Raw genomic sequence first — 18,063 nt, 5'->3', positions numbered from 1 at the left:
CGGGCCGTACGGGCCCCGGAGCCACACCCCCTACCTGCCCCTGTTCGTCCATTCCTGGGAGCGCTCCCGCATGACTGCTGTACGACCTGACATCGCCCCGAAGCAGGCGCCCGAGGCAGCGGACTTTCCGACCGGTTTCGTCTGGGGGGCGGCCACCGCCGCCTACCAGGTCGAGGGCGCCGCGGCCGAGGACGGCCGCACCCCCTCCATCTGGGACACCTTCAGCCGCACTCCGGGCAAGGTCCGCAACGGTGACACCGGAGACATCGCCGCCGACCACTACCACCGCTACCGCGACGACGTGGCGCTGATGAAGCAACTCGGCCTGAGGGCCTACCGCTTCTCCGTCTCCTGGTCCCGGGTGCAGCCCACCGGCCGCGGCCCCGCCGTCGAACGCGGACTGGACTTCTACCGCAGGCTCGTCGACGAGCTCCTCGAAGCCGGTGTCGCGCCCGTCGCCACCCTCTACCACTGGGACCTGCCCCAGGAGTTGGAGGACGCCGGCGGCTGGCCCCAGCGGGTGACCGCCGAGCGGTTCGCCGACTACGCCGCCATCATGGCCGACGCCCTCGGCGACCGCGTCTCCACCTGGACCACCTTCAACGAACCGTGGTGCTCGGCCTTTCTCGGATACGGCTCCGGCGTGCACGCCCCCGGCCGCACCGAGCCGGCCTCCGCCCTGCGCGCGGCCCACCACCTCAACCTCGCCCACGGCCGGGCGGTCGGGATCCTGCGCGACCGGCTCCCCGCCGCCGCGCAGACCTCGGTCACCCTCAACCTCCACCAGGTCCGCCCGCTGACCGACAGTGCGGCCGACGCGGACGCCGCCCGCCGGATCGACGCGGTGGGCAACCGGATCTTCACCGGCCCGATGCTGCGCGGCGCGTACCCCGAGGACCTGATCGCCGACACCGCGCACCTGGTGAACTGGTCGGAGCTGGTCCAGGACGGCGACCTGGCCGCCATCTCCCGTCCGATCGACGTCCTGGGCGTCAACTACTACACGCCGACGCTGGTCTCCACGCCCGCGGACGGTTCCGGCGACTCGCGCGACGACGGCCACGGCAACAGCGACCACTCCCCGTGGCCCGGCTCCGAGCACGTCGCCTTCCACCTCGCCGAGGGCAGGAAGCGCACCGCGATGAACTGGGCGATCGACCCCGACGGGCTGTACAACCTGCTCCTCGACGTCTCCCGGGACCACCCGGACCTGCCGCTGATGGTCACCGAGAACGGTGCGGCCTTCGACGACTACGTCTCGCCCGAGGGCCTGGTGGAGGACCCCGAGCGGGTCGAGTACCTGCGTGGCCACCTCGAAGCCGTCCAGCGGGCCGTGGCCGACGGCGCGGACGTGCGCGGCTACTTCCTCTGGTCCCTGATGGACAACTTCGAGTGGGCGTACGGGTACTCGAAGCGCTTCGGTGCCGTCTACGTCGACTACGCCACCCAGCGCCGTATCCCCAAGGCGAGCGCCCACTGGTACGCCGACGTCATCCGCCGCCACGCACTGCCCCCGGTCACCGACCCCGCCTGAACCCCGCACACCCCGCACGGTCCTGTACGCCCCCCTGTACGACCCCTGAGACCCGGCCGCCCGTCGCGCCGGGTCTCCGTCGTCCCCGTCCGGGCCGCGGCCCACGGAACCGAGGGCCGGCACCTCACGGTTTGGGAGCGCTCCCATACTATGGACCCGGCGAGGCCGCCGGGCCCGGACGAGGGTCGGGGGATCCCACACCAGGACTTGGTTCGGTTATCCGACTGTGAGAAATTGACCGCGAACGGGAGGCAGCCATGACGGCAGCGCGAGTACGGAGCGGCGGGCGGCCCACGCTCGAAGAGGTCGCGGCACGGGCGGGGGTGGGGCGCGGTACGGCCTCGCGGGTCATCAACGGATCCCCGCGGGTCAGCGCGCAGACCCGTGAAGCGGTGGAGGCGGCCGTCGCCGAACTGGGTTACGTACCCAATCGCGCGGCCCGCGCGCTCGCCGGGAACCGCACCGACGCCGTAGCCCTGGTCGTGCCCGAGCCGGAGACCCGCTTCTTCGCCGAGCCGTACTTCTCCGACATCGTCCGCGGTGTCGGCGCGGCGCTCGCCGACACCGACATGCAGCTGCTGCTTACTCTCGTCGGCAGCGACCGCGAGCGCCGGCGGCTGGCCCAGTACCTGACCGCGCACCGCGTCGACGGCGTGCTGCTGGTCTCCGTCCATGCCGACGACCCGCTGCCGGACCTGCTGGAGCAGCTCGGCATGCCGGCCGTGATGAGCGGCCGCAGGTCCGCCTCCGAGCCGCTCGCCGCCGTCGACTCCGACAATTTCGGGGGTGCCCGTGCCGCGGTCGGCCATCTGATCTCCCGGGGCCGCCGCTCCATCGCGACGATCACCGGGCGCCTTGACGTCTACGGTGCGCGGCGCCGCCTCGACGGCTACCGCGAGGCGGTCGCTGCGGCCGGTCTCGGACCGGACGAGCAGCTGATCGCGCCGGCCGACTTCAGCGAGGAGGGCGGTGCACAGGCCATGCGTGACCTGCTGGCCCGCCGCCCCGATGTCGACGCGGTCTTCGCCGCCTCCGACGTGATGGCCGCGGGAGCCCGCCAGGTGCTCCGTGAGGCAGGCCGGCGCATCCCGGACGACGTGGCCCTGATCGGCTTCGACGACTCGGCCGTGGCCCGTCACATGGACCCGGCGCTCACCAGCGTGCGCCAGCCGATCGAGGAGATGGGCCGCACGATGGCCCGCGTCCTGCTCCAGGAGATCGCGGGCGAGAACCAGGAACGTCCGCAGATCGTGCTCCCCACGGAACTGGTCGTCCGCGACTCCTCGTGACGGCCGTCACACGACCGCCCGGTGAGGGTGGCTCAGACACGAGAAGGGCCCCGGTCATCGACCGGGGCCCTTCCCTTCAGGGTGAGTAACGGGACTCGAACCCGCGACATCCTGGACCACAACCAGGTGCTCTACCATCTGAGCTATACCCACCACGCCCGGTCTTTTTCTGACCGGCCGAGAAAAAGTGTACAGGGTCCGAGAGGGTGCTCGCGCCCCCATTGTTCCGCCGCTGACCACAACCCCCGAAAGGCCCATGACCAGCGGCTTCACACACTCCTACGGCGTGGGCGGCGCGACGCGTGCCGCGATCGCCTTGGCGTGCTCCGAGTCCGGACCGGGCTGCGGCACGAAGACCGCCTCGCGGTAGTAGCGCAGCTCCGTGATGGAGTCACGGATGTCCGCGAGTGCCCGGTGGTTGCCGTTCTTGGCCGGACTGTTGAAGTACGCCCTCGGGTACCAGCGGCGCGCCAGCTCCTTGATCGAGGACACATCGACGATCCGGTAGTGGAGGTAGCCCTCCAGGGCGGCCATGTCCCGCGCCAGGAAGCCGCGGTCGGTGGAGACCGAGTTTCCGCAGAGCGGGGCCTTGCCGGGCTCCTTCACGTGCTCGCGGACGTAGGCCAGCACCTGGGCCTCGGCGTCGGCCAGGGTGGTGCCCCGGGCCAGCTCGTCGAGGAGACCCGAGGTGGTGTGCATCTGGCGCACCACCTCGGGCATCGTCTCCAGGGCCGCGTCCGGCGGGCGGATCACGATGTCCACCCCTTCGCCGAGCACGTTCAACTCCGAGTCGGTGACCAGTGCGGCCACCTCGATGAGTGCGTCTTCCGTCAACGAGAGCCCGGTCATCTCGCAGTCGATCCACACCATGCGGTCGTTCATGGCCCCAGCCTACGGGGCACTCCGTTGACCCGGCAGGGTCGGGCGTCCGGCGGCGTACACGTCGGGGCCCGGTTTCCCGTGCTCCGGGTGCCCCGCCCCGACCGCCGCCGACGTGAAGACGGGGGGACCCGACGCGGTGGCCGCGGCCCGCCGGCCCGCCGAGGAGCCCTGGGCCGGCACGATCGGATCGATCCCCGGGGAGAGGGGCTCCACGCCGCCACTCTGCGGACGGCGGGCCCGGTAGGCGGCCCGGTACGCGGCGGGGGAGGAGCCCAGCTGGCGCCGGAAGTGTCCGCGCAGCGCGACCGGCGAGCGGAAGCCGCAGCGGCCCGCGACCTCGTCGACCGAGTGCTCGGACGTCTCCAGCAGCCGCTGCGCCTGCAGCACCCGCTGGGTGATGAGCCACTGGAGCGGTGCGCTGCCGGTGAGCGAGCGGAACCTGCGGTCGAAGGTCCGCCTGCTCATGTAGGCGCGCGCGGCCAGCGTCTCCACGTCGAACTGCTCGTGGAGATGCTCCAGTGCCCAGGCCACGACCTCGGCGAGCGGGTCGGAGCCGATCTCCTCGGGTAAAGACCTGTCGAGATAGCGCTCCTGGCCGCCACTGCGCCGCGACGGCACGACGAGCCGGCGGGCCAGTGCCCCGGCGGCCTCCGTGCCGTGGTCCGTGCGGACTATGTGCAGACAGAGGTCGATCCCGGCCGCCGTACCCGCGGAGGTGAGCACGTCGCCGTCGTCGACGAAGAGCTCGCGCGGATCGACGTGCACCGACGGATATCGCTTGGCCAGCGTCGGTGCGTACATCCAGTGCGTGGTCGCCGGGCGGCCGTCCAGCAGACCTGCCGCGGCGAGCACGAACGCCCCGGTGCACAGCCCGACGATGCGGGCCCCTTCCTCATGGGCGCGGCGCAGCGCGTCCAGTGCCTCCGCGGGCGGTGGCGAGGTGATCGAACGCCAGGCGGGCACCACGACGGTGCCGGCCCTGCTGATCGCCTCCAGCCCGTAGGGCGCGGTGAGTTCGAGTCCCCCGGTGGTCCGCAGCGGTCCCTCTTCCCCGCCGCAGACGAGGAGTCGGTACCGCGGAACTCCCGCGTCCTGTCGGTCGATTCCGAACACGGAGAGCGGGATCGAGCTCTCGAAGATGGGGCCGCCGCTGAACAGCAGCACGGCGACGACTTCCCGTCGTCGTCGTCCACTGAGCTTCCGTACAGCCTCCGTTGCGGCGGCGGAGTCCTGGCTCATGACGCTAAGCCCCCCTCGGTGTTCGCGTCTCCCTGGTCCTTACGGGCCTGTCGCTCCTGCACTTTTCCCCTCGGTCCTGCACGAGACCCCCGTCTTCGATACCCAAGATCGAATCTACTGCGTCCCACGACGCCGTCGTGACAAGTTCACCAACCGGCGTTATGTCGACAAGGCAACTTGGCGGGAAGCATTCGATCACGAAGGGTTTCACTCAGCGGCCGCGCAGGGAAGTGCGCCTCGCCTTGATGGCCCGTCCCCGTCGGGTGGAAGCGTACCGCGCGGTCTCTTCCTGCCTGGTGGCAAGGGGGTTGATCGGCCAATTCGGCAAGGAAGCGACAGGGGTGTGAAGTTGGCTGAAAATAGATGGTTGTGCGTACGTGATTCAGTCAGTGGACCGGCGCACAACCCCGATGAACGACTGCTTCTTTGCGCCCCCTGAGCAGGTCGGGCGGCCGATCGCGAGGACCGGTGCGCCGGCGTCGGCGGCAGCCGGATCCCGACCGGCGGGCCGGTATCGGTCCGTCGGCCGGGTGGAGGGCCGCGGACGGGGCGGACGGGCCGGGACGGGTGCGGCGTGACTCCCGGGGGACGGATCGTCGCGCCGACGGTCGGAGGGGAAGCGGCGGCCGCTCCGGAGCGCGGTCGTTCCGCGACGGCTTCCCGGGCGTTCTGCGGGGGTTCCGGGGCGGTTCGCAGCGGGGTGCGGGCAGTCACGGAAACGGTCCCTTCGGTCACGCAGGGGAGCTATCTCGCCCCTTCGGCGTCGATGTACAGCGCAACCGGCATTGCCATACGGGTCCGCCTCGGGCATGCTCCGTGAAACGTCGCGCGCGCTTTGCGCGGGTCTGGGCAGTGGAGGAGTGGCGCCGTACCCTTGGGGGTAAGGGGTTGGGAAGATGATTCCCGGACACCGCAACACCGCCCGCTGACGCACCTTCCCCACGTCGCTCTCCTCACGAGGACTCTCTTCGCCGAGACACCGATGGCCGGTCACGAAATCCCCGAACCCGCCGACCGCAAGCAGGTAGCCGACCCCATGTCGGGCCCGCAGGCGGCCGAAGAAACACGTCATTCCTGCGATCCGGCCTTCCGCCATGGGGTGGTGGTCGGCTTCGACGGCTCGACATCCAGTGAGCGCGCCCTCGCGTACGCCATCGGGATGGCCCGAAGATCGGGCTCCGGTCTGATCATCGTCCACGTCGCCAATCGGCTGCCGACCACCGTCTGGGCAGGCTGCGAGCCGCCCGTCTTCGTCGACGTGCCCGATCACCGCACCGAGGTGCTCGGCCTGGAGCTCGCCTGCGCGGACTACCTCTCCGAGGTCCCCTGGGTGCTCGTCGAGCGCGGCGGGGACATCTGCCACGAGCTGGAGGAGGTCGGCCGGGAGTACTCGGCCGACGCCATCGTCGTCGGTTCCACGCACGGCATCGTCGGCCGCATCTTCGGCTCGGTGGCGGGGCGCCTCGCGCGCCGCGCGCAGCGTCCGGTCGTCGTCATCCCCTGAGCGGCCCCCGTTCCGTCCACCCCTGTCGTCACCCCTGTCGCCGGGGTGGACCCGCGCGGTCGACATGGCGTCAACTCGTCTGTGGAAACCGGCAATCCGCTGAGGCGCAGAGGTGGATTGCGCGCTTGTGAAGCGTGCATAAGGGGCATGAGGAAGCGGAGCCACCGCATGTGAAGAGAGCCCTCCGTGCACGACGACGTCTCTGCGGGAGCGCGGCACCTCTGTCGTCGGCCATCTCGCCCCGCGAATCGCCCTGTTGGCGTTCGGTATCGGTCACACCGGGGGCGTGGACGATGCGACGGCGGCCGACGCCGTCCCGCCCGCGGTATCGCCCTGTTCGCCGGGGCGCACATGCCGCTGCTCCCGGGCATCGGCCACCGGCCCCGTACGGGAGCGGCCCCGTACCCACGGTGGTGGGTGCGGGGCCGCTCTGCCGGCCGGGCCCTACTCGACGGTGACGGACTTCGCCAGGTTGCGGGGCTTGTCGATGTCGCGGCCCATGGCCAGGGCCGTGTGGTACGCGAAGAGCTGGAGCGGGATGCCCATCAGGATCGGGTCCAGCTCGTTCTCGTTCTTCGGCACGACGATGGTGTGGTCGGCCTTCTCCTGCACCTGGTGGGCGACGGCGAGGATGCGGCCGCTGCGGGCCTTGATCTCCTCCATCGCGGCGCGGTTCTTCTCCAGCAGGTCGTCGTCCGGCACGATCGCGACCGTCGGCATCGCGGGCTCGATCAGCGCCAGCGGCCCGTGCTTCAACTCGGACGCGGGGTACGCCTCCGCGTGGATGTACGAAACCTCCTTGAGCTTCAGCGAGGCCTCACGGGCGACGGGGTAGCCGCGGACCCGGCCGATGAACATCATCGACTTGGCGTCCGCGTACTCCGCGGCCATCTTCTTGATCTCGTCCTCGTTCGCCAGGATCTCGCTGATCTGGGCGGGCAGCCTGCGCAGCCCCTCGATGATCCGCTTGCCGTCGGCGACCGACAGATCCCGGATCCGGCCCAGGTGCAGGGCGAGCAGCGCGAACGCGACCACCGTGTTGGTGAAGCACTTGGTGGAGACGACGCAGACCTCGGGGCCGGCGTGGACGTACGTACCGCCATCGGCCTCACGGGCGATCGCCGAGCCCACCACGTTGACGACACCGAGCACCCGGGCGCCCTTGCGCTTGAGCTCCTGGACGGCGGCCAGCACGTCGTACGTCTCACCGGACTGGGAGACCGCGACGTACAGGGTGTCCGGGTCGACGACCGGGTTGCGGTAGCGGAACTCGGAGGCGGGCTCGGCGTCCGCGGGGATGCGGGCCAGCTCCTCGATCAGCTGCGCGCCGATCTGGCCCGCGTGGTACGAGGTGCCGCAGCCCAGGATCTTGATCCGGCGTACCCCGCGCGCCTCGCGGGCGTCCAGGTTGAGGCCGCCCAGGTGCACGGTGGCGAACCGGTCGTCGATCCGGCCGCGCAGCACCCGGTCGACGGCGTCGGCCTGCTCGGAGATCTCCTTGTGCATGTACGTGTCGTGGCCGCCCATGTCGTACGACTCGGCCTCCCACTCCACCGTGGTCGGCGTGGCCGTCGTGGACGAGCCCTCCGTCGTGTACGTACGGAAGTCGTCGGCCTTGAGGGTGGCCATCTCGCCGTCGTCGAGCGTGACGACCTGGCGGGTGTGGGCGACCAGCGCGGCGACGTCGGAGGCGACGAACATCTCCTTCTCGCCGATGCCGAGGACGACCGGGGAGCCGTTGCGGGCGACCACGATGCGGTCGTTGAAGTCGGCGTGCAGGACGGCGATGCCGTACGTGCCCTCGACCGAGCGCAGCGCCTCGCGGACCTTCTCCTCCAGGGTCTCCGCCTGGGCGCGGGCGATCAGGTGGACCAGCACCTCGGTGTCGGTCTCGGAGAGGAAGACGACACCGTCGGCGACGAGCTTCGCACGGAGCTCGGAGGCGTTGTCGATGATGCCGTTGTGGACGACGGCGACCTTGTTCTCGGCGTCCAGGTGCGGGTGCGCGTTCTCGTCGCTCGGGGCGCCGTGGGTGGCCCAGCGGGTGTGGGCGATACCGGTGGTGCCGGTGAAGCGCTTGGGAACGCGGGCCTCCAGCTCGCGGACCCGGCCCTTCGCCTTGACCATCTTCAGGGCGGCGGGCTTCCCGGCCGACGCCTTGCCGGTGATGACGATGCCCGCGGAGTCGTAACCCCGGTACTCCAGCCGCTGCAGCCCTTCCAGCAGCAGCGGTGCCACATCACGCTTCCCGATGTATCCGACGATTCCGCACATAGAGTCTCTGCCCCTCCATCGACGTACCTGTAGTGCCCGTTGCTCAGCCGTAGACGATGCGTCGCAGCTGGCGGAGCGACAGCTCCGGCGGCGCGACCGCCCGGTGCGGCAGCTCGGCCGCGATCCGCTCGAAGATCTCCGCGTTCACCAGGCCGCCGGACTGCAGTTCGCGGTGGCGGCGGCGGACGAAGTCGTCGGTCGTCTCGTCGAAGTACGCCAGCACGTCGAGGATCACCCGGGCGGCTTCACCGCGCTGGAGCGCGGTGCTGCGCACCAGGTGGTCGATGAGGTCGTCATGTGACGGGCGGCGTTCGAGCACTCGTTGATATTGCGGTGAACGGGGCACTTACGCAACAATTCTGCCCGATATCGGGCAGGCGGGGGTGTGATGAGGCTCTCGGGCGGGCCCGGAAGCGATCCGGGACGGTCTTCGGGCGCGCCTAAGGGCTGTCCCGCCACCCCTGGCGGGCGTGGATTACGGGACAGCCCTTAGAAGCGCTTCAGGACGGCCTGCTTGGCGGCGGCGAACTCCTCGTCGGTGAGTATCCCCGCCTGCCGCAGCTCGCCCAGCTCCCGCAGCCGGCGCAGCAGCGCGTCGTGGTCCTCGGCGGGCGGCGGGGCGATCTCCGCAGGCCGGGCGCCCGCGGCCTTTGCGACCGGTTCCGCCCCCGTCCGCGCCTCCGCCGTGTCCGGCAGCCGGACCAGCACCGCCGCCGCCACCAGCACCGCCGTGTACTCCTTCTTGGACAGCCCCCACAGATCCAGCGCGTACGGGTCGAACTCCGCCGCCGGTGCCGGGGCCGACGCCCGGTCCCCGCCCCGTACGAAGCGCAGGTGCCCGTTCTCCAGGCCGATGGCGGGCAGCCAGTGCACTCCGGTCACCTCCGACACCGGGAAGGCGACCGGGCCGCCCGAACTCTTGGCCTCACTGGCCTTCCAGTTCCAGGTGAGGCGGATGGTCTCCCCGTCGAACGAGGCCGTGCCGTCCCCGCCGCCCCCGGCGACCGGCACCACGGGACCGGGCAACAGGAAGCCGTCCACCGGACCGGCGGGCACCTGTTCGATCAGCAGGGCGCCGCGCACCTCCTCGGCGAAGTACTCCGCTACGCCACCGCGGTCCTTTTCCACGGCCAGCTGGTACGGATCCGCGGCGTCCTTGAGCCGGCCGTCGGCGGCGCGCAGGACCGGGCAGGCGCCGTCGCGCAGCCGCAGTCGCAGCCGGCCGCCCCGGCGGTCCGGTTCGAAGGCGATGCCCGCCAGCGCCCGCAGCGGGACGGCGCGCTCGCCCAGTTCCTGCCGGAGGGGATGGGTGCCCTTGCCCCGCCCCGGCACGATCCGCACCGTCTCGCCGTCGAAGGTCCACGTTCCGTCGCGCTGGATTATTTCCGCCATGAGCCAGATTCTCGCAGCCGCAGAACGGGGAAGTGGTCTACGCCTTGACCATGTGTGAGGCAGGCGATACGCATGGTGATGGCTCGGTCAGGAGATCCACAGGTGTGAACCCGTCGAAAAGGACCCGGCTTGTGAGACTGCACAGGACACAGCGCACCGCCCTTCCCCGTCTCCTCGGCTCGCTGCTGCTCGTCGCGGCGGCCGGTATCTCCGGTGTCGGCGCGGCGCCGGAAGGCCATGCGGCGAGCCGCAGCCCGGCCGCAGCCCCCTCACCCCGTCCGCTCGGGCAGATACTGCCCGCCCCCGCCGAGGCGAAGCCCGGCGGCTCCCCGTACACCATCACCGCGGACACCAGGATCCGCGTCGAGGACGACTCCCGCGAGGCCCGGCGGGTCGGCGACTACCTGGCGGGCGTGCTGCGCCCGTCCACCGGCTACGCCCTGCCGGTCACCGGCCGCGGCGGCGACGGCATCCGGCTCCGGCTCGACCCCCGCCACAGCGGGTCGGGCGCCGAGGGCTACACCCTGAAGTCGGGCCCCGGCTCCGTCACCCTCACCGCGCGCGCCCCGGCGGGGCTCTTCCACGGCGTCCAGACACTGCGCCAGCTGCTCCCGGCACACGTGGAGAAGAAAAGCCGCCAGAAGGGCCCCTGGAAAATCGCGGGCGGCACGGTGAAGGACGCGCCCCGCTACGCCTACCGCAGCGCGATGCTGGATGTCTCCCGGCACTTCTTCTCCGTCGCAGAGGTCAAGCGCTACATCGACCAGCTCGCCCTCTACAAGATGAACAAGCTCCACCTGCACCTCTCCGACGACCAGGGCTGGCGGATCGCCATCGACTCCTGGCCGCGCCTCGCCACCTACGGCGGGCAGACGGAGGTCGGCGGGGGAGCCGGCGGCTACTACACGAAGAACGACTACAAGGAGATCGTCCGGTACGCCTCCTCCCGCTATCTGGAGGTCGTGCCGGAGATCGACCTGCCCGGCCACACCAACGCGGCGCTCGCCTCGTACGCGGAGCTGAACTGCGACGGCGTCGCGCCGCCGCTCTACACCGGCACGGCCGTCGGCTTCAGCTCGCTCTGCGTCCCGAAGTCCGTCACGTACCACTTCGTGGACGACGTGGTCCGCGAGCTGGCCGCGCTCACCCCCGGCGCGTACCTGCACATCGGCGGCGACGAGGCGCACTCCACCAGCCACGCGGACTACGTGGCCTTCATGAACAAGGCGCAGGCCGTCGTCGGCAGGCACGGCAAGACCGTGATCGGCTGGCACCAGCTGACCGGGGCCACGCCGGTCAAGGGCGCGGTCGCCCAGTACTGGGGTTACGACCGGACGGGCGCGGCCGAGCGCAAGCAGGTGGTGGACGCCGCCGTGAACGGCACGAAGCTGGTGCTGTCCCCGGCCGACCGGAGCTACCTCGACATGAAGTACGACAAGGACACCAAGTTGGGCCTGGCCTGGGCCGGTTACGTCTCCGTCCAGCGCTCCTACGACTGGGACCCGGCGACCTACCTGGACGGCGCCCCGGAGCGCTCGATCCTCGGCGTCGAGGCGCCGCTCTGGTCGGAGACCCTGACCGACAGCGACGAGATCGAGCAGATGGCCTTCCCGAGGCTGCCGGGAGTGGCGGAGCTGGGCTGGTCCCCCGCGTCCACGCACGACTGGGACGCGTACAAGGTGCGGCTCGGTGCGCAGGGGCCGCGGTTCTCCGCGCTCGGCATCTCCTACTACCGGGCGCCGCAGGTTCCCTGGTCCGCCCAGTGAGGTGAGCGGGGCCCGACCGGTGCCCGCCCGCGCGGCCGGCCGCCGGACGGGCCCCGCAGGTCCGGTGCCCGCCCGCGCGCGGCCGAGCGCCGGTCTACTCGCCCGCGTCGGCCGCCGCCGCCTCGCGCAGCTGCTCCTCGTTCAGCCCGCGACGCCAGTACCCGACGAACGTCACGCGCCCGCGGTCGAATCGGCGTTCCTGGACGAGGTGGCGGCGCAGCGCGCGTACCTGTGACGACTCGCCCGCGATCCAGACGTACGGCGTCCCCTCGGGCAGCTCGGCCGCGCGGACGGCCTCCAGGGCGGCGGGTGCGCCCTCGTTCCGCACGAGCCAGGTGATCCGGGCCTTGGCGGCGGTGTTGAGGGCCTGGCGGTCCTCGGTGTGCTGGACCTCCAGCCAGACCCGGGCCTTCGTGCCGGCCGGCAGCCACTCCAGTGCCGCGGCCGCGGCGGGCAGTGCGGTCTCGTCGGCCCAGATCAGGACCCAGTCGGTGTCCCGCGGAGGGCGGAAGCGGACGGCGGTGTTGTCCTCGACGGCCGGGCCCAGCGCCTTGAGCGGATCGCCGGGGGCGGCCGCGGCGGCCCAGCGGCAGGCGGGCCCGCCGTCTCCGTGCAGCGCGAAGTCGATGTCGATCTCGGTCGACCCGTCGGGTGCGCGGCGCCGGGCGCGCACGGTGTAGGAGCGCATGACGGCCCGTATGTCGTCCGGAAGGGCGCGCCAGGCGGTGAACCAGTCGCCGTCCCCATCGACCGGAACGACTGGTTCCGGCTGGCCGGGGTGCGGCAGGAAGAGCGACAGGCTCTGATCGCGGCCCCCGGCCGCGAAGCCGTCGAGTCCCGGGCCGCCGAAGGTGACCCGGAGCATGGTGGGCCCGAGCCGCCGGGTCCGCAGGACGGCCAGGTCGAAGAACCGGAAGGGGGCGGCGGGGGATGCGACGGGGGGTGCGACGGACGTCGTCATGCGGGGGCTCCTCCCAGGAACCGGATGCGAAGCCGGGAAACGGCCGCCGGTACGTTCGAAGGAAGGTTAGCCTAACCTCATTGAGCGTTCGAGGGGGCCTCCCCGCCACTCACCAGACGAGGACCCCGCCGCCCACCGTCCGGGTCCGCAGGGCGGCGCGGGTGAGGTGGGCGAGCCGGGCCGCCACGTAGTCCCGCCGGTCGCCGCCGCCTCCGGCGAGCGCCGCGGCGTTGCGGTGCAGCAGTGCGCACTCGGCGAGGAAGTCGTCGACGTCCTCCGGCTCCACGTACAGATCGCCGGTGGCCGGCTCCGGGAGGAACCGGGCGCCGAGCGCCCGCGCGGCGTCCGATCCCCACAACGCGGTCCGGCAGACCTCGGTCCCGGCCATGTCGCTGCCGTCCTCGGGGTCGTCGAGCAGACGCGATCCGCCGTGCTCGTCGTAGACGAAGGTGTGTACCAGAAGCGTCATGCCCCGAACTCCTCCCGGCAGCCGTCGAGCCCCTCCACGGTGACGTCGACGTCCCGGTGCTCCTCCCAGCGGGCGCGGTCCAGCCGCAGCCGCTGGAGGGTGACGGGCGCGCCCCGTACCGCGCCGCACCCGGGGAGAAGGGCCCCGGTGGGGCCCTTCTCCGTCATGCGCCGGTGCGGTGCTGCTCCTTGTTGCTGCCTACTTCGTGAAGTACAGGTACTTCCACGCGCCGTGCGTCGTCGAGTTCACGCTGTCGCCCGAGGAGCCGTTGATGTACGAGGAGCGCATCCGGGCGCGGATGCCGGACTGGCCGGGGGCTTCGAGGCGGACCACGGACTTGCCGTTGCTGCCCAGCGCGAAGTACTCGGGGTCCGCGTCGTACCACCGGCCCTGGTAGTAGACCTGGATCCCGAAGCGCTGCTGGCGGCCCTTGTAGTACGTCATCGACGTCGTGAGGACCGGGTCGGTGTTCTTGTGGAACCAGTAGTACGTCGTGGAGCCGATCTTGCCCGTCTTGTAGTGCTTGGAGACGGAGGTGGAGACCTTCACCTTGGCGTACGCGGTCGACTTCGCCGTCTTGGAACCCGAGCGGGCATCGCCCGCGTAGACCGCGGTGACCGTGGTGTCACGGGTCATGTCCACCGTGACCGACAGGTTGCCCTTGGAGTTGACCTTGCCCTTCTTCAGCAGCTTCTTGGGCTTGTCGGCGCCGAAGGGGTCGGCCCAGATCTCGACGGTGCGGTTCTTGTAGGTCTTGCCGAGGTGGGCGGTGAAGGAGACGTCGGCGCCGTAGGAGTAGAGGGCGCCGTTGCGGTTGAGGCTGAGGGAGGTGGTGGTGCGCGAGACGGCGACCGTGTCCTTGCCCGAGGCGGGCGCGTGCGTGGCGTCGCCCGCGTACCGCGCCGTGTAGGTCACGTTGCCGCCGGCGGGCGGGGTGTCGCTGAAGGAGAACGCACCGGACGAGCCGACCGTCTTCGTGCCGAGCGACTTGCCCTTGGGCGAGTCGATGTCGGTCCGGGTGACGGTGACCTTCGAGCCCGCGGGGAAGGACTTGTCGGAGGTCAGCTTGCCGGTGACGTTGAGCTTCTTGGCGCGGGCCGCCTTGGCGGGCGCGGAGACGGTGGCCTTGACCGGGAACCTGGTGGCGTCGTCGAGGACCCGCAGGAACGGTCCGCCGTAGCCCCCGGAGACGGCGAACAGCTTGGTCCCGTCGGGGGCCCACGCCAGTCCTCGGGAGCTGATGATGTCGCCGCCCGCCGTGCCCTGGGCGTACGTGTACGTGCGGTACGGCGCCGTCGCCCCGGGCTTGAAGACGTAGATGTCCTTGTCGTACGGGGCGTACAACGACACGGCGACCGTGCCGTCCGGCGCGATCGCGGCGGAGTCGGGGTTGCCCGCCTCGACGCGGTAGCCACCGGTACGGGTGAGGTCGTCGGTGTTGATCGCGGTCGCCGCGTAGGGGGACTCGCCCGAGGCGGCGACGATCTTCTTGCCGTCGGCGCTGAGCGCGAAGTCGTTCATGTAGTTCGTGGCCCCGGACGGCATGCCCTGCTTGCGCAGGACGGGCGTGCTCGTCGACACGTCGTACACGGCCAGACCGGACCAGGTGCCGTGGACGCCGAGCACCAGGGTGTTCCCGGCGGACTCCAGCTCGGGGGCGTCGTACCAGCCGATGCCGGGAAGCTGGTCGAGGGCGACTTCCGGGCTGCCCTGCGCGGGGTCGAACGAGCCCAGGTGGTGCGAAGGCTGATCGCCGTACATGAACCAGACCCGGCCGCCCGCCACCGCCACCGTCTGCGGCCGGGTGTTCTCACCGGTGCCGTACCGGGCGGCCGCCGTCGAGGTGGCCGTCTCGATGGCCACGACGGCGTCGCTGCCCGGAACGGCCGCGTAGACGGAACGGGAATCGGGCGCGATCGCCAGATCCTGTACGCCGGGAAGGTTCGGGACGGTCGCCACGACCTTGCCCGCGTAGTCGGTGACGACGACCTTGTTGCCGCTCGGATCGCTGATGTAGACCCGCTTGTGGACGCCGTCCACGGTCATGTCGCCGTACGAGGAGATCGGCAGGGCCTTGGCGGAGTCGGCCATGGCCGACCCCGTGGTGCCGACGGCCAGTGCCGTCGAGCTGAAGAGGACCGCGAGCGCGGTCGACACGGTGCGCGTACGCACGTTGATGTACCCCCACAGTGAAACCCGGCGGATGGGCCGGGTGACGAGTCGGCCGCGCGACATCCGGACACCACTGTGTGAAGACGGTGTGCAGGGCGCGGCCGCTGTTGTGAAGGGTATGTCATGGCGGTGACAGGTGGGACGGGATATGTGTGCGGGGTCGGGGGAGCCGCGCCGGACGAACTCCGCGGCGGAGCCGCGTTGTTCCCGGGGCGCCGGACTCAGCGGCCCGTCCCCGCGCCGCCCGCGACGAGCCGGCTTGTGAAGCCCGCGTGGCACAGCCGCTCGTACGCTGCCGTCACCTCGTCGGGAACGGCGTCGGCGACCATGAAGCCCTGGGCCGGGTAGATCATCAGGCGTAGCAGCGCGCCGACGAGCATGTCGATCACCAGTCGGTCGTCCTGGATGGACGCAGGGGCGGGGGTCGTGGTGCATCAGGTGGTGGTCCCAGAGGAGCCGGGCGTCGGCCCACGCCTGTGCAGAGACTGCCGGGTGCGACTGTTGTCGTACAGCCGGTACCTCGAACGAATCTGTGCTCACCGATCTCCCCTTCCAGTCCCGGTCGGGACGAGGACTGCCGAGTTCGAGGACCTACACCAGTCGGCGTCCGTCGTGTGAGCGTACGGGCGGGGCGCCGTGGTCGAACGCGTCGAGTACGCGGACCGAGTACGCCTCAAGCATCCGGCTCCGGACCTCTTCGCGAGTGAACCAGCGGACATCTGCCGACTCGGGCGAGGTTCGTTCCTCGCCTCCGACCGGACGGCACAGGAAAACCAGGGCCACGATCCCGCGTTCCATGTTCTTGTAGACGCCGCTCAGGCGCACGGGGGCGACCTTTACCCCGGTCTCCTCCAGGACCTCGCGGCAGACGCCGTCCTCCGGCCGCTCATCGACCTCCAGTACACCGCCCGGCGCTTCCCAAGCTCCGTTGTCCGCCCGGCGGATCACCAGGACCCGGCCGTCCTCGCGGACGACGATGCCGGCCACGGAGACCGAGTGGAGCGCCATGCGTATACCTTCCTGGATAGCGTGCTTATGTATAGGAGCATAGGAGGAACGGAAGAACATGGTGACCACAGCCCCCAGGGACTCCGGCAAGCCTCGGTACCTGCAGATCGCTGAGGATCTGGCGCAGCAGATCAGGGCTGGTGTGCTGGCGCCCGGGGACAAGATGCCCAGCGAATCGGTGCTGATGGCCCGCTACGCGGTCTCGCAGGGAACCGCACGTAGAGCGGTCGCGGAACTGAGGCCGATGGGTCTGATCGATACGCATCACGGCAAGGGCTCGTTCGTGAAGAGCCGGCCGCCGGTGCTCCGAAAATCCTCGGACCGGTTCCGCCGTTCGCACCGTAGAGCGGGGAAGGCCGCGTACATCGCCGAGACCGAACAGGCGGGCAGAGCCCCGACGGTGGCGGTGCTGTTCGTCGGGCCTGTCGAAGTGCCGAGCGGCATCGCGGAACGGCTGGGTGTGCCTCCGGGCAGCCGGGTCCTCTCGCGCCGCCGTCTGTATTTCAGCGACGGTACGCCCACGGAGGAGGCGACCTCCTACCTTCCGTGGGACATCGCGAAGGACATTCCGGAGCTGTTCGCGGAGAATCCGGGCGGCGGCGGCATCTATGCGCGCTTGGAGGAACACGGGCACGTACTGGCGGAGTTCATTGAGACGGTCCGTGCCCGCCTTGCCACCAAACAGGAGACTGTCGCGCTGAGTCTCAGCCCCGGTTCTCCCATCCTCCACCTCACGCGTGGCGCCTTGGCGGAGTCGGGCCGCGTTGTGGAGGTGTGCGAAACGGTCATGGCCGCTGAACAGTTCGTACTCGACTACCGCATCCCGGCCGGAGACTGAAGGTCGGTCAGTTGTGCGGTCGCCGTGATGGACTCACTCGCGCGGAGGTTGACTCATGTGCAGGAGTTGGGCATTCTGTTCTCGTAACTCATGTACATGAGTGAAGGAGCCTCTGGTCTGCTGAGACCGCGGCAGCCTGAGCGAGCCGGAAGCTGTGGCTCACCTCAGAGGTTCCGGGCGCCTGGTGCCTGACCCCGTACCTCGGCTGTACGCCCCGGTGACGGCCGAGCTCATGACGCGCGTACCTCACGGACTGAAAAGGATGCCGGAATGACAGGCAGCAGTAAGGCGCGACGGGCTCTGTCCCGGCTGACAGACGAACTTGGTACGGACGGCGCCCTCATCGTTCCGAACCCCGAACCCGGCGGGGATGGTGCGGACCTCGTGCCCGGTGCCGCTCTTCGCTGGCCGCCGTGCGAATGCGGGCACTCTCTGTGCCCCGATTATGTTCCGCCGGAGCCTGGGGAATGACGCCCCGGCCGGTCTCGTCGGCGCTCTGCATGGGCATGGTCGTCTTCGACCGGGCCCACGACATGGTGGGCGTGGTGGACGGCCTCGTCGGTCCGCTGGTGAGTCTGTCGCGCCCCACCGGCCTCACTTGGCAGAGCCGTTCGGCCTCGGTGCGGCCGGGTACCGCGTACGAGCGGCGGCAGTTGCGGGCGATCGGCGCGCTGCATCGGCTGCGGTGCAAGGGTTTGGCCAGGTGACCGGCCTGGCCACTCCTTCCCGCGGGCG

16 protein-coding genes, 1 tRNA gene and 1 pseudogene are annotated in these 18,063 nt (G+C 70.6%); 6 read left to right on the top strand and 12 right to left on the bottom strand.

The genetic code is table 11. The annotated features are described in order from the left end of the window. The first annotated feature begins 70 nt into the window (after nt 1-70). Both ACIOMQ_RS26850 and ACIOMQ_RS26845 read left to right on the top strand, forming a co-directional pair. Complete coding sequence (locus ACIOMQ_RS26850; protein ID WP_401268207.1) at nt 71-1,534, top strand: GH1 family beta-glucosidase; 1,464 nt, start codon at nt 71-73, stop codon at nt 1,532-1,534. 257 nt (nt 1,535-1,791) lie between these two features. After that, nucleotides 1,792-2,823, top strand: a complete 1,032-nt coding sequence (locus tag ACIOMQ_RS26845) for a LacI family DNA-binding transcriptional regulator (RefSeq protein ID WP_362208243.1) — start codon at nt 1,792-1,794, stop codon at nt 2,821-2,823. An 80-nt stretch (nt 2,824-2,903) separates the two neighbouring features. On the opposite strand, the gene ACIOMQ_RS26840 is transcribed toward ACIOMQ_RS26845, so the two are convergent. The 3 genes from ACIOMQ_RS26840 to ACIOMQ_RS26830 form a co-directional block, all read right to left on the bottom strand. Next, a tRNA-His gene (locus ACIOMQ_RS26840) sits at nt 2,904-2,976 on the bottom strand. Nucleotides 2,977-3,102: 126 nt separating this feature from the next. Continuing rightward, a complete protein-coding gene (gene orn / locus ACIOMQ_RS26835) occupies nt 3,103-3,705 on the bottom strand; it encodes an oligoribonuclease (protein WP_362208246.1) in 603 nt (200 codons plus the stop codon). 9 nt (nt 3,706-3,714) lie between these two features. Further along, nucleotides 3,715-4,944, bottom strand: a complete 1,230-nt coding sequence (locus ACIOMQ_RS26830; RefSeq protein WP_362208249.1) for a helix-turn-helix domain-containing protein — start codon at nt 4,942-4,944, stop codon at nt 3,715-3,717. 982 nt (nt 4,945-5,926) lie between these two features. Here ACIOMQ_RS26830 and ACIOMQ_RS26825 point away from each other — a divergent pair. Further along, complete coding sequence (locus ACIOMQ_RS26825; protein ID WP_362208252.1) at nt 5,927-6,448, top strand: universal stress protein; 522 nt, start codon at nt 5,927-5,929, stop codon at nt 6,446-6,448. A 444-nt stretch (nt 6,449-6,892) separates the two neighbouring features. Here ACIOMQ_RS26825 and glmS read toward each other — a convergent pair whose 3' ends face one another. The 3 genes from glmS to ACIOMQ_RS26810 all read right to left on the bottom strand — a co-directional run bounded on the left by glmS (nt 6,893) and on the right by ACIOMQ_RS26810 (nt 10,114). Next, entirely contained in the window at nt 6,893-8,722 is a 1,830-nt protein-coding gene (glmS, locus tag ACIOMQ_RS26820; protein ID WP_362208255.1) for a glutamine--fructose-6-phosphate transaminase (isomerizing), read from the bottom strand. A 43-nt stretch (nt 8,723-8,765) separates the two neighbouring features. Continuing rightward, nucleotides 8,766-9,041, bottom strand: a complete 276-nt coding sequence (locus ACIOMQ_RS26815; protein ID WP_072489218.1) for a hypothetical protein — start codon at nt 9,039-9,041, stop codon at nt 8,766-8,768. A gap of 170 nt (nt 9,042-9,211) precedes the next feature. Further along, on the bottom strand, nt 9,212-10,114 hold the full coding sequence (locus ACIOMQ_RS26810) for a DUF4429 domain-containing protein (protein WP_402190709.1): 903 nt from the start codon (nt 10,112-10,114) through the stop codon (nt 9,212-9,214). Nucleotides 10,115-10,245: 131 nt separating this feature from the next. Here ACIOMQ_RS26810 and ACIOMQ_RS26805 point away from each other — a divergent pair, with 131 nt between their 5' ends. Then, the gene (locus ACIOMQ_RS26805) at nt 10,246-11,880 is read left to right on the top strand and encodes a beta-N-acetylhexosaminidase (RefSeq protein ID WP_362208259.1); all 1,635 of its coding nucleotides are present in this window, start codon (nt 10,246-10,248) and stop codon (nt 11,878-11,880) included. 94 nt (nt 11,881-11,974) lie between these two features. On the opposite strand, the gene ACIOMQ_RS26800 is transcribed toward ACIOMQ_RS26805, so the two are convergent. From ACIOMQ_RS26800 to ACIOMQ_RS26775, 6 genes and pseudogenes are all read right to left on the bottom strand, one after another. Continuing rightward, on the bottom strand, nt 11,975-12,841 hold the full coding sequence (locus tag ACIOMQ_RS26800; RefSeq protein ID WP_401268197.1) for a siderophore-interacting protein: 867 nt from the start codon (nt 12,839-12,841) through the stop codon (nt 11,975-11,977). Between the two features lie 109 nt (nt 12,842-12,950). Further along, on the bottom strand, nt 12,951-13,310 hold the full coding sequence (locus tag ACIOMQ_RS26795) for a hypothetical protein (RefSeq protein ID WP_402190706.1): 360 nt from the start codon (nt 13,308-13,310) through the stop codon (nt 12,951-12,953). Then, a pseudogene (locus tag ACIOMQ_RS26790) lies at nt 13,307-13,429 on the bottom strand (GNAT family N-acetyltransferase); the annotation flags it as partial. The gene ACIOMQ_RS26795 and the pseudogene ACIOMQ_RS26790, both read right to left, overlap by 4 nt. A gap of 79 nt (nt 13,430-13,508) precedes the next feature. Next, nucleotides 13,509-15,482: an Ig-like domain repeat protein gene (locus ACIOMQ_RS26785; protein WP_402190703.1), complete on the bottom strand. Its 1,974-nt coding sequence runs from the start codon at nt 15,480-15,482 to the stop codon at nt 13,509-13,511. 221 nt (nt 15,483-15,703) lie between these two features. Further along, entirely contained in the window at nt 15,704-15,871 is a 168-nt protein-coding gene (locus ACIOMQ_RS26780; protein WP_401268188.1) for a hypothetical protein, read from the bottom strand. 202 nt (nt 15,872-16,073) lie between these two features. Further along, a complete protein-coding gene (locus ACIOMQ_RS26775; RefSeq protein ID WP_401268185.1) occupies nt 16,074-16,490 on the bottom strand; it encodes an NUDIX hydrolase in 417 nt (138 codons plus the stop codon). Between the two features lie 58 nt (nt 16,491-16,548). Between ACIOMQ_RS26775 and ACIOMQ_RS26770 the strand changes: the two genes are divergently transcribed. Further along, complete coding sequence (locus tag ACIOMQ_RS26770) at nt 16,549-17,328, top strand: GntR family transcriptional regulator (protein ID WP_401268182.1); 780 nt, start codon at nt 16,549-16,551, stop codon at nt 17,326-17,328. A gap of 467 nt (nt 17,329-17,795) precedes the next feature. After that, nucleotides 17,796-18,035 (top strand): hypothetical protein, encoded by a 240-nt coding sequence (locus ACIOMQ_RS26765; protein ID WP_401268180.1) that lies wholly within the window; start codon nt 17,796-17,798, stop codon nt 18,033-18,035. Nucleotides 18,036-18,063 lie beyond the last annotated feature (28 nt).

The organism is Streptomyces sp. NPDC087845, from assembly GCF_044742755.1.
Classification (GTDB): domain Bacteria; phylum Actinomycetota; class Actinomycetes; order Streptomycetales; family Streptomycetaceae; genus Streptomyces.
The sequence above is the reverse complement of the archived record's forward strand: the minus strand, read 5'-3'. Positions and strand labels throughout refer to the sequence as shown.

Excerpts from the sequence above, each read along its gene's own strand:
- ACIOMQ_RS26850 (WP_401268207.1), top strand. The coding sequence starts at position 71 with ATGACTGCTGTACGACCTGACATCGCCCCGAAGCAGGCGCCCGAGGCA.
- ACIOMQ_RS26845 (WP_362208243.1), top strand. The coding sequence starts at position 1,792 with ATGACGGCAGCGCGAGTACGGAGCGGCGGGCGGCCCACGCTCGAAGAG.
- orn (WP_362208246.1), bottom strand. The coding sequence starts at position 3,705 with ATGAACGACCGCATGGTGTGGATCGACTGCGAGATGACCGGGCTCTCG.
- ACIOMQ_RS26830 (WP_362208249.1), bottom strand. The coding sequence starts at position 4,944 with ATGAGCCAGGACTCCGCCGCCGCAACGGAGGCTGTACGGAAGCTCAGT.
- ACIOMQ_RS26825 (WP_362208252.1), top strand. The coding sequence starts at position 5,927 with ATGGCCGGTCACGAAATCCCCGAACCCGCCGACCGCAAGCAGGTAGCC.
- glmS (WP_362208255.1), bottom strand. The coding sequence starts at position 8,722 with ATGTGCGGAATCGTCGGATACATCGGGAAGCGTGATGTGGCACCGCTG.
- ACIOMQ_RS26810 (WP_402190709.1), bottom strand. The coding sequence starts at position 10,114 with ATGGCGGAAATAATCCAGCGCGACGGAACGTGGACCTTCGACGGCGAG.
- ACIOMQ_RS26800 (WP_401268197.1), bottom strand. The coding sequence starts at position 12,841 with ATGACGACGTCCGTCGCACCCCCCGTCGCATCCCCCGCCGCCCCCTTC.
- ACIOMQ_RS26795 (WP_402190706.1), bottom strand. The coding sequence starts at position 13,310 with ATGACGCTTCTGGTACACACCTTCGTCTACGACGAGCACGGCGGATCG.
- ACIOMQ_RS26775 (WP_401268185.1), bottom strand. The coding sequence starts at position 16,490 with ATGGCGCTCCACTCGGTCTCCGTGGCCGGCATCGTCGTCCGCGAGGAC.
- ACIOMQ_RS26770 (WP_401268182.1), top strand. The coding sequence starts at position 16,549 with ATGGTGACCACAGCCCCCAGGGACTCCGGCAAGCCTCGGTACCTGCAG.
- ACIOMQ_RS26765 (WP_401268180.1), top strand. The coding sequence starts at position 17,796 with ATGACGCCCCGGCCGGTCTCGTCGGCGCTCTGCATGGGCATGGTCGTC.